Raw genomic sequence first — 15001 nt, 5'->3', positions numbered from 1 at the left:
TCAAACATTTGGAAATGGTAATGTTTAAAGCTGTTCTGTTTAAATTGAGTTTATTGTAAAAAACTATTTCGCTCGATTCCTTTCCTCTTCATTTCCAAAGTTTCTTTCCTTAGATTTTACATTTTGGTTTCCGAATTTGTAACTTAAAGCAATTCTGAAAGCTCTAGAATCTCCATAGTTTTTCATTGTATTTTTAATTCCGTTTGAATAGTAAGAAATTAGAGGTTTTTGCGCATTCAATAAATCTTCTCCTGTCAAAGTGATTGAAAGATTCTTTTTTAAGGCTAGAAATTTCACAGAAACATCTAAAATATTCAAAGTTGAAATATTAAAAACTTGGTAGCGTCCTGGCAATTGCAAACCGTAATTTAAACCTAGAAAAAGAGAATTAGACTGATTTACTGTAAAATCGTTATTACTATAGAGATAACCGTTGTAACCATCTACAGACGCAATTAAACTGGTTTTCGATTTTACATTTTGGTAGTTTAAATTGAATCCCATAAAACTGTTCCACCAAGAATATTTATTGAAATTGTAATACGTTGAAAGTCCGATTTGGTATGTGTCTGCGTAATTTATTGGCGTGCTTTTAGTAATATTTGTTTCAGGATCTATAATCGCTAATTCTTGTCCGAAATTTGAAACTTGAGAAAAATAAACCGTATTTACCCATTTTTGATTTCTGATATAAGAAAACTCAAAATTATCGATAATAGAAGGTTTCAAAAACGGATTTCCTTCAGAATAATAAAACGGACTTGTTCTAATCACAAACGGATTTAAATAATCAAAATCAGGTCTTCGGATTCTTCGGCTATAGTTTAGTGAGAACGTATTATTTTCGTTTGCATTGTAAGTCAGATAAGCCGTTGGAAATAATTTGATGTAATTATTTTTATTGGTTTGATTCAGGTTTTCAGAATAGCCTTCTGTTTGTGTAGCTTCGGCTCTTAAACCGATTTGCGTTTCCCATTTTTCGTTTAATTTTTTATTTGCAGAAAAATAGATAGCTTCATTGTATTCTTTGTAAGTGAATATGTTAGAAAAATCGGTATTTAAGATTGGAGTTCCAGTTTCGTTATCAAAAACCGTCAGATTATTTTTGGTATTGGTATAAAATCCTTTTCCGCCAAAACTAATATTTGCCCAAGAAGACGGAAGTGAAACATCGATTTTTGCCGAATAATTTTTTAATCGGTTTAAGTTAGAATTGATTGCAGCGAAATAAGTTCCTTTTTGATTGTTCATTTCGTTTCCTGAAAATGCTCTTGAATCGTCTTTTTGGTAATTAAAATAATCCAAATCTACTGTAATGTTTTTACCTTCATTAGTTAACGTAAAAACATTATTCCAGTTTAAAGAATTCATCTGAGGTTTGTTTTGAGCATTCACATCAGAAAGAATATAAGCGTTGATTTCTCCAGAAGTATTGTAACGAGTCGTCATCGGATTATTTGCTGAATTTCTATTATTAAAACTTCCTAAATATTTTATTCCAGAAGTCCATTTTTCCGTTAATTTATAATCAGCGCCAAAACCAATGCTTAATAAATTGGTTTTTGATTTGGTTGTAATGTCTTGTTTCCAAAGTTCATTTGGATAATAAATTCGGTTATCTGAAGTGGTACGAAATTGATCTGTTCCTTTATTAATAGAAGCTTGAAGGGACAATTTGTTGTAATTGTAGATAAATAATCCGTTTATGTTTCCGCTGGCATAACTTCTTTGCACATAAGTGCTTCCAAAATTTGCAGTCCAAGAATTCGCTTTGGCTGTTTTTAGCCTAATATTGATTAAACCGCTGTTTCCTTCCGCTTCATATTTTGCTGGAGGTGTTGTAATTACTTCAATGCTTTTGATATTATCAGCCGGAATTGATCTAAGAAATGCAACCAGATCTTCCTGAGTCATTTTATTCAAACGATCATCAATCATAACTAAAACTTCTCCTTTTCCAACAATAGAAATCGTTTCGTTCTGAACTCTTACTGTTGGTGTAGATTTTAGAGCATCCAAAGCTGTACCGCCAGTCGCAGTAACCGAATTTTCAACATTAAAAACCAGTCGATCTACTTTTTGTTCTACTAATTTTTTTCTTGTTTTCACGGTTACGCCATCAAGCTGAATCTGTTCTTTTATTTCTAATGCTCCTAAATCAAGATTCTGATCAATATTAATTGTTTTATTGCTGAATTCAGTTCCAAATTGTTCTATTATTAGCTGGTAATTTCCTTTTTCGGCTTTCAATGTAAAATTCCCCAAACTGTCTGTTGAAGCTTGCTGGTATAAAGTTTTATCGGTTTTTAATAAAGTTGCTGTTGCAAATTCTAGAGGTGTTTTATTCTGATTGATGATTTTTCCTTTTATAGAATACTGTTGGGCAAATACGTTAATTTGAAATAGGAATAAGACTGATACTAAAATGATTCTGTTCATGGTTTTGAATTTAATTACAGGACAAAACTGTTAGAATTAAAACCCAGAAACCACTTTTATCGACAAACCCCTTCGATTAATCTGCAAACCCGATAAAATGCTTTTTACTGAATGTATATCTTTGTTTTAAAAATATACCGAATGTATAAAGGAACTATTACCAGAAAGCTTGAATGCCTAATTCATTTTATTTATTGGATTCTAATTTTTTATTTCACTTTCGTGAAAAACCCAATTGGAGCACAATTTTCTATACCCGATTTGTTTCTTTGCACTTATTTTATCGTTTTTATTATTACGTTTTATTTTCATTATTTGATCGTAATGAAAAAGGTTTTCAAAGCTTTTAATTGGAAAAGACTTTTCGCAGGAGTTTTTGTTTCGTATCTCGTTTTTACTTTTTTGAGATTCTTTTTTGAGCAAATCATAACCAAACTTTTATTTGATCGAGTAAATTATACCAGCGTTAATTTTCTGAATTATATGCTCGATAATCTGCATTACAGTAGTATGTCTATTATTTTGAGTTCGTTTCTTTGGTTTGTTATTTATTCGATTCGTCTTTTGGAATACAACAAGCTTATTCTAGAAGAAAATAAGAATACCGAAATCAAATTTTTGAAAGCACAGATTAATCCGCACTTTGTATTTAATACTTTAAATAACATTTACTCTATGGTTTATTTTCAGTCAGATAAATCATTGACAGCAATTGATAAATTAAGCCAGATTATGCGTTTTACGACTTACGAATCGCAGAAAGAAAAGATTAAACTTTCAGACGAAGTTGCGTATATAAAAGCGTATATTGAACTCGAAGAATTGAGGCATCAGGAAAGCCTTTTTGTTGATTTGAAGCTGGAACTGGAAAATGAGTTTGAAGAAATTCCGCCGTGTATTTTATCACCTTTAGTAGAAAATGCATTAAAGCACGGAGCTGTTTCTAATAGCGAACCGATCGAAATTTACTTGAAAGTTTTATCAGGAAAACTAGTTTTTAAAGTGAAAAATGCAATCGGAACGCAAAAAAAAGATAGTTTGGGCGGAATTGGATTAGACAATTTGCAAAAGCGTTTAGAGATTCATTATCCCGAAAAACACCAGCTTAAAATTACAAACGAGGAAAACCATTTTACAGCCGAACTTGAAATAGATTTAAAATGAATAAAAAAATAAACTGCATTATTCTAGACGACGAACCTTTTGCTGTAAAACTAATTGCCGATTATGCTTCTAAAATTTCGAGATTGAATGTTTTGTATGCTGATAGTGATGTTTTTAAGGCGATTGAAGTTCTAAATACAGAATTGGTTGATTTGATTTTTATCGATATTCAAATGCCGCAATTAACGGGAATTGAATTGATGCAGATGTTTAATCAGAAGTATAATTTTATTATTACGTCGGCTTATCCACAATATGCTCTTGAAGCTTTTCAGTTTAATGTAATTGATTATTTATTAAAGCCTATTACATTTAACCGTTTTTATCAAAGTGTAGAAAAGTTCATTCGCTGGCAGGAAACTTTTCAGGTTTCGGAAAAAGCAGGAGATGATTATTTATTTGTAAAAGCTGACCGAAAACATTATAAAATTGCTTTAAACGATATTCTCTATATTGAAGGATTACGAGATTATATCCGCATTCATACGAATGACGAAAAAATTATGGCTTTAGAAAATATGAAAGATATTTTGGAGAAACTTCCGTCCAATCAATTTATTAGGATTCATCGTTCGTATATTATTCCAAAAGATAAAATTAAGGTTATTGACGGAAATCAGATTGTAATGAAAAGTGGAAATGCTTTGCCAATTGGGGAAACGTATAGGAAATTGGTTAGTGAGTGGTTGGTTTAAAAATATCTAAGTGAAAAAAGATACCAAGTTAATTAAAGTTGAAAAACAAATTTGTTACAACTTGATTATAAATGATTGTTTATAAGTGTTTTAAGTGTAGTGTATTCTTTTTTTGATTAAATTTATCTGAAAAAAATGTAATATGGTTACAGCTATACTTCGCGAACATCCAGAATTGGCACTTTTTTTATGCTTGGCTCTTGGATTCTTAATCGGACGCATTAAGATTGGTACATTTAAAATAGGTGTAGTATTAGGCACTTTATTCGCTGGAGTTCTAATTGGACAGTTGGATATTGAAATTCCGGGTATTGTAAAAACTGTTTTCTTTGATCTTTTCCTGTTTTCAACAGGATATAAAGTAGGACCTCAATTTTTTCAAGGTTTTAAAAAAAATGCATTTCCGCAATTATTGCTCACTTTGGTAATTTGTCTAGCGTGCTTATTAGTTGCATATTCTGTTTCTACTTTTTTAGGTTATGATGTAGGAACGGCAGCAGGATTATTGGCAGGAGCTTTTTCTGAATCAACCGTTATAGGTACTGCTTCAGATGCTATTAGCCATTTAAATCTTGCTGATGCTGAAAAAACTAGATTAATCAATAATATTCCGGTAGCCTATTCTGTAACGTATCTGGTAGGGGCAACCTCTTTTGTTTTTTTTCTCACTGCGATTGCTCCAAAATTGCTGGGCATTAATTTAGTTGAAGAAAGCAATAAACTGGCTGAAACCATTACGGGAGAAACTGAATATGGTCCAGGAATGAAAAGCGCCTATCAAAGATGGATTATTCGTGCATATAGAATAACCAATGAGAAATGGATCGGAATTACTATAAGCGATTTTGAAAAATCAATTTCTAACAAGAATATTGTCATTCAGCGAATACGCCATAAAGATCAATTAATAGATCCGAAACCTGATACTATAATTCATAAGGATGATGTGTTGGTTATTATGGCACTGCACGGAATCATTTTAGAAAGCCTCTTTTCTATTGGACCAGAAGTTTTGGATGAGGAATTGCTGAATTTCCCACTAGCACATTTAGATGTTACAATTACCAATAAGGCTATCGACGGATTAACTGTAAAGCTTCTTCGAAAAAAAGAGTTTTATCATGGACTGATGCTAAACAAAATAACAAGAGAAAATCACGAGATACCGCTTGAATCGAGAACAGTTTTAAATAGAGGCGATATTTTGAATCTTTCTGGAAGACCTGCAAAATTAGAAGAAGCAGCAAAAGAAATAGGTTATCTGGATCGTTTAAGTCCAGAAACAGATATTATTTTTGTTGGTTTGGGTATTGTTCTTGGCGGACTTATAGGTTTGCTTTCTGTCACATTATTTGGAGTTTCTGTAACTTTAACAACAAGTGGCGGCGCATTGGTAATGGGACTTATTTTTGGCTGGCTGCATTCAAGAACTCCAGTTTTTGGCAGAATTCCAGAGCCTGCCTTGTGGATATTTGACAACGTTGGTCTTGCCGCGTTTATTGGACTTGTTGGTCTTGCTGCTGGTCCGAGTTTTATCTCAGGTTTAAAAGAAACCGGTTTTGGTATTTTGTTTGCTGGCGTAGCTGTTGCCTTAATTCCTCATATTATTGGATTGTATTTTGGCAGGTATATTTTAAAAATGAACCCCATAATCTTACTTGGAGCGCAAACTGGTTCAGGAACCTCAACAATTGGATTAAAAGCAGTTCAAGATGCATCGGGAAGTAAATTTCCTGTTTTAGGTTATACTATTCCTTATGCATTGGCTAATATATTGCTGACCGCTTTCGGGCCAATTCTTGTGGGGATGATGTCTTAAATTCCGCCATGACGAAGCGTTGACCCCAAAACTAGCATTGCAATTCCAATTAAAGTAACAGTTAGAATAACCGTAGCCATTCTATTAATATTATTCGGTTTAAGGTTTGGAATAATAAAAAATTGAGCGCAAACGGCACAAAAGAAAGTGCAGAAAAGTAAAATTAGTTTTATCGAAATTACTTTTTCAAATCCGCTTGAAAAATGAAACCAGGTTTCGGCTGTTACGCCAAAATCATACGCCATCCAAATTCCAGTTATAATAAGTAAAGCGAGAGAAGACATGCCGAGTTTTTCATATTTCTTTTCAAAGTTTAAAATAATCTGCGGATCTTTTTTCTTCAATGCTGTTGGCAGATAACAAATAGCCAGCAATAAATGACCGCCAACCCAGATTGTGGCTGCCAGAAGATGAATTATTAATATTAAGTGATGTAAAGTCATATCGCATTGATTTTAAATTTACTATTCTCTAAAAATGACTTTTATTTTTGGAGTAGAAAAGTTTTTAAGTCCGATTTCTTTTTTTGAATGATCTAGTTTTGAAAGTGTTGGCACATTATTCATAAAATGCTGAATATAATAATTGCCTTCAAAATTTTGATTTTCCAAGTATTCAATCATCTTCACAAAATCAGATTCTTTAATTAAGGAAGAATGAAAAGTCGTTCGGACTTCAAATGGAATATTCGACTGAATCAAAAGCTGTAAGCTTTCTTCAAATTCAGAAAATAAGCCTGATTGCGTTAGGTGTTTAAAGGTATGAGGAAGACTTTTGAAATCTAACGCGACATAATCAATTAATTGATCATGAATCAGGCTATTCAATATTTTTGGGTTGGAACCGTTGGTGTCTATTTTTACCGCAAATCCCATTGCTTTGATTTCTTTTATAAAATCAATTATTTTTTTGTGTAGAGTACATTCGCCACCGCTTAAAACCACTCCGTCTAATAATCCTTTTCTTGTTTTTAAGAAAGTAAGAACTTCATTAAAATCAATCTTTCCTTTTCCTAAAACAATGTCTGGATTGTAGCAGTATAAACACCGCATGTTACAGCCCGCAAACCACACAATGCAGGCCGTTTTATGCGGATAATCTAATAAAGTAAAAGGCGTGAGGCTAAATATTCCTTTAATAGATAATGGTTTCTTCGAAATGTGTACGCTGTTGGTGTTCACCTTTTTTTCCAATATTAAAACTTTCTACAGGTCTGTGATATCCCATTACACGTGTGTAAACCAAACATTTGCTTCTTTGGGATTTGTTCTCTTCTAGAATTTTACGCGTTTTCGTTTTCATAAGCCAAGTGTTTTTGATTGTTTTTATTGAGTAAAATTTCGTCACATTTTGGGCAGTACTCATGTTCTCCGTTTAGATAGCCATGAATAGGGCAGATGCTGAAAATTGGTGTTACGGTTATATATGGCAGTTTAAAGTTGGTCAAAACCTTTTTTACGAAGTTTTTACAGGCTTCTGGACTGCTTATTTTTTCTCTCATATAAAGATGCAAAACTGTACCGCCAGTATATTTGCATTGCAAATCATCCTGCAAAAGCAAAGCTTCAAAAGGATCGTCGGTGTGATCGACTGGAATTTGTGAACTATTAGTATAGTAAATGTTTTCATTTTGTCCCGCTTGCAGAATCTCTGGAAAACGTTTTTTATCTTCTTTTGCAAAACGATAGGTTGTTCCCTCTGCAGGAGTTGCCTCTAGATTATAAAGATTTCCCGTTTCTTCCTGAAACTCTTTCATTCGCAATCGAATATGATCTAAAATTTCTGTTGCAAAATGTATTCCCGAAGGGTCGGTTATATTTTGTTTTCCTTCAGAAAAATTCATAACCATTTCGTTCATTCCGTTTACGCCAATGGTAGAAAAATGATTTCTAAAATGTTTCAAATAACGTTGGGTGTACGGATAAAGTCCGCGGTCGTACATTTGTTGAATAAAAACTCTTTTCTTTTCTAAAGTTGATTTTGCTATTTGGAGCAATTCATCGAGATGTTCAAATAAGGTAATGATGTTTCCTTTATGAAGATACCCAAGACGCGCCATATTAATAGTTACTACGCCAATGCTTCCCGTCATTTCGGCGCTTCCAAAAAGACCATTTCCGCGTTTTAGCAATTCTCTTAAATCGAGCTGTAATCGGCAGCACATACTGCGTACGGCATTTGGCTTGTACGCATCTGGATTTTCTATGCGGTTTCCGTTTTCATCCAAAATGTATTGGCTTCCAATAAAATTCTGGAAGTAAGACGAGCCAATTTTAGCTGTATTTTCAAAAAGCAAATCGACATTTTCTCCGTTCCAATCAAAATCTTCGGTAATATTTACTGTCGGAATAGGGAATGTAAACGGCTGTCCGTTTGCATCGCCTTCGGTCATAATGGTATAATACGCCTTATTGATGAGATTCATTTCTTTTTGAAAATCAGCATATTTTAAATCTATCAATTTTGAAATGCCTCTTTTTTTAGCTTCTTCAATTAGATTTTCATTAGTAATCTTCAAAAACAAATGTTCGTCATTTCGGGTCGGAATCTGTTCTTTTAAATCTTCTGGTACATTCCAATCCAAAGTGATATTCGTAAAAGGCGATTGTCCCCAGCGTGCAGGTACATTCAGATTGTAAACAAAACTTCTAATTCCTTTTAAAACTTCTTCATAAGAAAGCTGATCTTTAAAAACATAAGGTGCTAAATAAGTATCAAAAGAACTAAAAGCTTGAGCACCTGCCCATTCGCTTTGCAAAATTCCTAAGAAATTAGCCATTTGGCCCAATGCTTCTCTAAAATGAGAAGGAGGTCTGCTCTCGACACGGCCACGCACGCCGTTAAAACCTTCATTTAACAGCACACGTAAGCTCCAACCAGCGCAGTATCCGGTAAGACAATCCAAATCATGAATGTGTATGTCGCCATTCCTGTGAGCAGAACCTTCTTCTTTATTATATATTTTATCCAGCCAATAATTGGCAATTACTTTTCCTGCGGTATTGCTAACCAATCCGGCGTTGGAATATGAAATGTTTGCATTAGCATTAATTCGCCAATCTGACTGGTTAATGTATTCTTCAACAGTTTGCGTACTGTCTATGTATGTTGTGTCGTCGTTTAAACCATTAATATGTTCTCGCTGTAATTTTCTCGTATGGCGATAAATTATAAACGAACGCATGGTTTGGAAATAGCCGTTTTCAAAAAGTACTCTTTCAATCATGTCCTGAATTTCTTCTACAGGCCATGAATATTTTGCTTCAAGACCAGTAAGAACAGTTTTTAAAATTCTTTTGTCTACTGGTTTATTGACGCTCTGAAAGGCTTTTTGAATGGCATCCTGAATTTTATAAGCTTCAAATGGCTTATAATCTCCATTGCGTTTGATTACATATTTTTCCATGGTTTCATTTATTATTTATGACACTTTTTCAAATGCTTTTTCAAGTTCAATTGCTTTTGGAAAAAGAATGTTATTTTCCAGATGGATATGTTTTTTTAAATCTTTGTCAAATTCTTCTAGCATGAGAAAAGCCACTTTATAAGTGTTGCATGAATCAACAGGCGGTGTATAATTATTGGTTAAAGCCGCAATTCTTTTAAAGCGCTGTCCTTCTGTAATATGATCATCTTTTAAAGTAATAATTGGCGCTTCAATAGATAAAAAAGGCGGTGTTTCCAGCTCTGTACCTTTGCTGTGTGCGGCTTTCATTTTTTTTATAAAAGGAAAAACAACCAACTCTTCTCTTTTCATATGAGCTGTGAGATCCAAATACGTTTTTGAAAAAATAGTATGAATTTCATGAAGCTCCGGATGAATCGCACCGTGAGCACCGCATAATTTATTTAAATATTCTAGAATGACAGGAGATTTTTCTGCAACATATCTATGATGAGTTTTGGTTATATAATCTGCAATCATATCTGCTGTCCAGCTTTTGTAATCAAAAGACTGATTGGCAGAACTGTTTCTTGCTTTTTCAATATGTTCAATAAGAACGCTTTCTTCAATATCTCTTTTTTTGCAGACTTCTTCGATAGTTCGATAACCTTTGCAGCAAAAATCAATATGAAATTTTGTAAAAATGGCTGCTGTTCTGAAATCATCTGTGACGATTTCACCAATAGTGGTTTTGCTTGTTAGTTTCATAATGGTTGGGGGTATAGATTAATTTTGGTTTCAGCACATTTGTTGTTTTGCCGCTTTGCATTGCTTAACAATGAGTAGAGAAGCCGCAATCATATTTGAAAATTCAATAAATGGAATCGTAATTTCGTGTGCTTCTGTAAGCGAAACGGCATAATTATGTAGCTCTTTTATTTTTTCAAAAGCTAACTCGGCATCGCGTTCTTCACTTGTATAAAATGAAGTAACCAATTTTTGCAGTTCTTTTTTGAGTATCTCAAAAGCGAGGTAATCATCGACATTATGCGCTTTCGGAAACTTCGGAATTAGTATTTGGGATGAAAAAATAAATTCGGCAATAGTTCTGTCTACATTTTCTGAAGCTTGATGTGCAAAGACCAAACCTTCAAGAAGAGAGTTTGATGCCAGACGATTTTTACCATGAAGTCCCGTTCTTGCACATTCGCCTATAGCGTAAAGGTTTTTTATTGTTGTGACTCCATTTTGATCTACTTTAATGCCACCACATTGATAATGCGCAGCAGGCACAACAGGAATTAAATCTTTTGTTGGGTTAATTCCTAATTGATTGCAATGTGCTGTAATGACAGGAAATTGATTTGAAAATGCTTTTGGATCTAAATGTCGGCAATCTAAATAAACATGGTTTTTTCCGCTTAATTGAAGCTCTTTGCTGATGGCATTTGAAACCATATCACGCGTAGACAACTCGCCTCTAATATCATATTTAAACAAAAATCTTTTTCCTTCATCATTTACTATATGAGCGCCAAAGCCTCTAACAGCTTCTGAAATTAAAAACAACGGATTTTCTTTTCCTGTAAATAATGCTGTTGGATGAAACTGAATATACTCCATGTCGACAATTTCGGCGCCTGCTCGAGCTGCAATTGCCAGTCCGTCTCCTGTTGCTATTTTAGGATTTGTGGTGTTTTCAAAAAGCTGACCGCATCCGCCAGTGCACATAACAATTGTTCTTGCTCGGATGTATTTAATTCGGTTGTGTTTTTTTTCGAAGAAGAAAGCTCCGGTACAAGTAGTTTTGGCTTTTTTTGTTTCGGTATTTAAGTCAATGACCATATGATTCTCTAGGAGTTCGATATTGGGCATTTTCTTGATGATATTGAGCAGTTTTTGCTCGATTTCTTGTCCAGAGCTATCTTTATGATGTAATATTCTATGTTGCGAATGTCCGCCTTCTAAACCTAAATCCCATTGGCCTTTTTCATTTTTATCAAAAGAAGCTCCTATTTCAATTAATTCCTGTAGTCTTTCTGGCGCTTGTTTAATAACCATATTAACCACTTCTTTGTCACATAAGCCGCCTCCAGAACGTAGCGTATCATGAATATGTTTATTAAAGCTGTCTTTTATAAGGTCGGTTACCACTGCAATACCGCCTTGAGCTAGTTGTGTATTGGTGTTTTTGGCACTTTCCTTCGTCATTATAACAATAGATAAATCTGGGCGTTTTTTTGCTGTTTTCATGGCAAAAAATAATCCCGAAATACCAGAACCGATGATAAGTATATCTGTTTTAAGCATGTTATTTTGATTTAAGGTTATTGCATTTTTATGATAGTTCAAGCATCTTTTCAATAGGTTTTAATGCTTGTATTCTCAGTTCATCTTTAATTAGCATTTCTGGTCTTTCATTTTTAAGGCACAAATACAGTTTTTCGAGTGTATTCATTTTCATAAAAGCACATTCGCTGCAGGCACAGGTGTTGTCTTCTGTGGTAGGAGCCGGAATCAGCGTTTTATCAGGTACAGCTTTCGTAAGCTCATGCAGGATACCGGCTTCTGTGGCCACAATGAAAACGGCAGCAGGATCCGTTTTAATGAAATTAATAATTCCCGAAGTCGAGCCAATGTAATGTGCTGCTTTTAAAATATGGTCTTCAGATTCAGGGTGTGCTGCAATTTTTGCAGTCGGATTTTTGTTATATATTTCAATTAGTTTGTCTAATGAAAAGGCTTCGTGCACAACACAAGAGCCTTTCCATAAGACCAGTTCACGTTTGGTTTCTTTCTGTAGGTATTTGCCCAAATTTTCATCTGGAGCAAATATGATTTTTTGTTCTGCTGGAATAGATTCAATTATCTTTTTGGCATTTGCCGATGTGCAGACTAAATCGCTCATAGCTTTTATTTGGGCAGAACAATTGATGTAAGTGACTACAATATGATCTGGATGCTGTTCTTTGAATGATCTAAAATCTTCTGGCGGACAGCCATCAGCAAGCGAACAGCCAGCGTTCCAATCGGGTAATACTACTTTTTTGTTTGGGTTTAAAATTTTTGCTGTTTCTGCCATAAAATGAACTCCCGCAAAAACAATAATATCAGCATTGGTATTTTGAGCTTTTTTAGCCAATTCAAGACTATCGCCAATAAAATCTGCAATTTCCTGAATCTCCTCATCTTGATAATAATGAGCCAGGATAACGGCATTTTTTTCCTTTTTCAATCGGATTATTTCCTCTACTAAAAAGTTCTTGTTCATATTAATTCTTTGAATTTTAGGCTTCGCTAATCTAAAAAGCTGATGGTATTTATTTTTTTAAGCGTGTATTAAAATATATTTTAGTACATAATTTTAATAGGGTAAATATATTATCATCATTTTTTTCAAAACATGATTCTAATCATACTGTTTTATATTTGTTTGTATATGTTAACCTTGAGATTTGAATCTTAATTGAAAGAAAAACTGAGATTTACAAAGACATTTCGTCCCATTCGCGGAATTTTATTCCAGTCGGCATAAGTGGTGTAATATTTGTCAAAAATGTTTTCTACACCAGTTTGTACTTTTAATTTGTTTTGGTTCCAATTGAAAGTATAGCCTGCATTAAGTCCAAAAATGAGATAATCTGTAGTTTTAGTTTGTCCGTACACTTTTGCAAATTCATTTTGAGCCAAATTTCCTAAAGCGCTAATTCCGGCGTTAAAATTTTCTTTCTTAAAGTCGATTCCGGCGCTGTATTTAATCGGACTTATAAAAGGAAGATTATTTCCTTCATTATCTTTTCCTAAACTATAAGTCAATTGCGATTTGAATTGCCAATTTTCAAGAAAATCATAAGTCAGATTAAAATCAGTATTGAAAATTTTGGCATTGTCTATAGCCTCATATCTTTTTACTCCAGAAGCGCCAATAGTCATCGGAAGTGTATTTGGATCAGTTTTACCTATTATATAATTTGAAAAGTAGAAGTAAGAGCCTGTAATTTTTGCGGTTAATTGTGATGTTTTATATCCAACAGAAAAGTTTCCTTCAATGGCATTTTCATTTTTTAGATTGGGGTTTCCAATATAATCGTAAAAATCACTGCTGTTATACAAGTAAAAACCATAGCCTTCAGAAACCGACGGGGCTCTTTCGGCGTAAGCCAAACCAAATCCGAACTCAAATTGCTTCCTATTTTGGGCATAATTTGCTGCAAAACTTTTCAGGAAGCGGTTTTTTGAAGCATCCATATCAGGATAAAAAATACGGAGACTAGCTAATCCGAAATCATTTGCTACAGTATTATTCTGGAATCCGAGATTAGTACTAATTCTCAAATGATCTTTTTCAGAAATTTTGATGTTGTCTTCTAAAGACAATCCGTTGTACAAAGTTCTAACATCTGGCCACGTGTACATAAACATCAGATTTTCGTTAGGATCTGATGGATACATCGTCATCTCGGCAATTGACTTATTGTAAAAACCGTTTAAGTCAGCTAGAAAATTATGGTTTTTAATTTTTCCTTTTGTTCTCGAATAATAACCATACGTATCAGACCATCCCGGCATATCCATGTGTATCGGTACGCTTGGTCTTTTGGTATCGTCCATTTTGTGGGTTATAGAATTGAAATATCCTTTTGTTTCCCAATTTGTTATAAAGTTAGATTTTGGCAAGTATTTATAACTTAGCGATACAATTTTAGCTTCGGCTAAAGAAACGTCCATAGGAAGAGCAGGGTAACCAACATTAGTTGCTTTGTCATAAATTACAGAAGCTTCCAAAAGATTCTGTTTGTTTATAAAATAACCTGCAGTAGCAGAAATATTGTATTTGGTAAATTGAGAAAAACTCACTTCTTTGTTTCCACCTGCTTTATAATTATCAGCATCACGATGCATAAAATCGATATGGGTATAAAATCGAGAATCATTATAGCCTAAAGAAGCACCGATAATTTTTTGAAGATTATTACTTTCAAAACCTGAATTTAAACTGCCGTTCCAACCCGCATTTTTATCACTAAACTGATTTCGTTTTAAATCGACAGATCCGCCAATTCCTGCTCCATGACAACTAGCTTGTTGTCCAGATGCTACGCTGGCTTCAGCTAAATTTGAAACCTCAACATAAGAAGTAATCGGATCCATTTTATCGGTACACGCACCAAATATGCGCATTCCGTCAATAGTAATCACGGTGCGCTCTATAGCCATGTTGTTTATAACGGGTTCCCAAGCATAGGCACCTCTTTTAATCATATTTACTTTTGATGATTTTGAGAGATATTCTTCTATAGATGTCAGCGATTTTGATTGTTTTAAGTGTAAGGAAGGTTTACTTCCAATGATAATTATTTCATTAAGTTTTACGGTTTCAAGACTATCATTTGGTTTTTCCTGCGCCCAGCATATTGTTGAAAATACAGCCAAGAAGGTTGCTGCTAGATTTTTCATCATTTTATACTTTAATAGAAAGAGACAAATTGTGTTATGCCT

At 33.8% G+C, this 15001-nt stretch carries 12 protein-coding genes; 3 read left to right on the top strand and 9 right to left on the bottom strand.

From position 1 onward, the window contains the following. Nucleotides 1-63 precede the first annotated feature (63 nt). Nucleotides 64-2439, bottom strand: a complete 2376-nt coding sequence (locus ABXT06_RS07480) for a TonB-dependent receptor domain-containing protein (protein ID WP_354590176.1) — start codon at nt 2437-2439, stop codon at nt 64-66. Between the two features lie 141 nt (nt 2440-2580). On the opposite strand from ABXT06_RS07480, the gene ABXT06_RS07475 reads away from it, so the two are divergent. The 3 genes from ABXT06_RS07475 to aspT all read left to right on the top strand — a co-directional run bounded on the left by ABXT06_RS07475 (nt 2581) and on the right by aspT (nt 6117). Then, the gene (locus ABXT06_RS07475; protein ID WP_354590175.1) at nt 2581-3603 is read left to right on the top strand and encodes a sensor histidine kinase; all 1023 of its coding nucleotides are present in this window, start codon (nt 2581-2583) and stop codon (nt 3601-3603) included. Next, complete coding sequence (locus ABXT06_RS07470) at nt 3600-4298, top strand: LytR/AlgR family response regulator transcription factor (protein ID WP_354590174.1); 699 nt, start codon at nt 3600-3602, stop codon at nt 4296-4298. Before ABXT06_RS07475 ends, ABXT06_RS07470 begins: the two co-directional genes overlap by 4 nt. Before the next feature lie 142 nt (nt 4299-4440). Further along, entirely contained in the window at nt 4441-6117 is a 1677-nt protein-coding gene (aspT, locus tag ABXT06_RS07465) for an aspartate-alanine antiporter (RefSeq protein WP_354590173.1), read from the top strand. Here aspT and ABXT06_RS07460 read toward each other — a convergent pair. The 8 genes from ABXT06_RS07460 to ABXT06_RS07425 form a co-directional block, all read right to left on the bottom strand. Then, nucleotides 6114-6560, bottom strand: coding sequence for a CopD family protein (locus ABXT06_RS07460; protein WP_354590172.1), 447 nt, complete (start codon nt 6558-6560; stop codon nt 6114-6116). The two genes, aspT and ABXT06_RS07460, sit on opposite strands and share 4 nt — an antisense overlap. Before the next feature lie 21 nt (nt 6561-6581). Further along, entirely contained in the window at nt 6582-7298 is a 717-nt protein-coding gene (locus ABXT06_RS07455; protein ID WP_354590171.1) for an anaerobic ribonucleoside-triphosphate reductase activating protein, read from the bottom strand. Next, nucleotides 7252-7419 carry an anaerobic ribonucleoside-triphosphate reductase gene (gene nrdD / locus ABXT06_RS07450; protein ID WP_198858071.1) on the bottom strand — a complete coding sequence of 56 codons (168 nt, stop codon included), beginning with the start codon at nt 7417-7419 and terminating at the stop codon, nt 7252-7254. The genes ABXT06_RS07455 and nrdD overlap by 47 nt, the downstream gene beginning before the upstream one ends. Further along, a complete protein-coding gene (locus ABXT06_RS07445; RefSeq protein WP_354590170.1) occupies nt 7400-9523 on the bottom strand; it encodes a ribonucleoside triphosphate reductase in 2124 nt (707 codons plus the stop codon). Before ABXT06_RS07445 ends, nrdD begins: the two co-directional genes overlap by 20 nt. A 15-nt stretch (nt 9524-9538) precedes the next feature. Further along, on the bottom strand, nt 9539-10270 hold the full coding sequence (gene ric / locus ABXT06_RS07440; protein WP_354590169.1) for an iron-sulfur cluster repair di-iron protein: 732 nt from the start codon (nt 10268-10270) through the stop codon (nt 9539-9541). A gap of 30 nt (nt 10271-10300) precedes the next feature. Next, nucleotides 10301-11812 carry an L-aspartate oxidase gene (nadB, locus tag ABXT06_RS07435; protein WP_354590168.1) on the bottom strand — a complete coding sequence of 504 codons (1512 nt, stop codon included), beginning with the start codon at nt 11810-11812 and terminating at the stop codon, nt 10301-10303. A gap of 28 nt (nt 11813-11840) precedes the next feature. Next, on the bottom strand, nt 11841-12773 hold the full coding sequence (gene nadA / locus ABXT06_RS07430; RefSeq protein ID WP_354590167.1) for a quinolinate synthase NadA: 933 nt from the start codon (nt 12771-12773) through the stop codon (nt 11841-11843). A 191-nt stretch (nt 12774-12964) separates the two neighbouring features. Further along, complete coding sequence (locus tag ABXT06_RS07425; RefSeq protein WP_354590166.1) at nt 12965-14962, bottom strand: TonB-dependent receptor; 1998 nt, start codon at nt 14960-14962, stop codon at nt 12965-12967. Nucleotides 14963-15001: the final 39 nt, after the last annotated feature.

Source organism: Flavobacterium sp. UW10123 (genome assembly GCF_040538975.1).
In the GTDB taxonomy this organism is placed as follows: domain Bacteria; phylum Bacteroidota; class Bacteroidia; order Flavobacteriales; family Flavobacteriaceae; genus Flavobacterium.
Note: the sequence above shows the minus strand (reverse complement) of the source record. Positions and strands in the feature narration are given on the sequence as shown.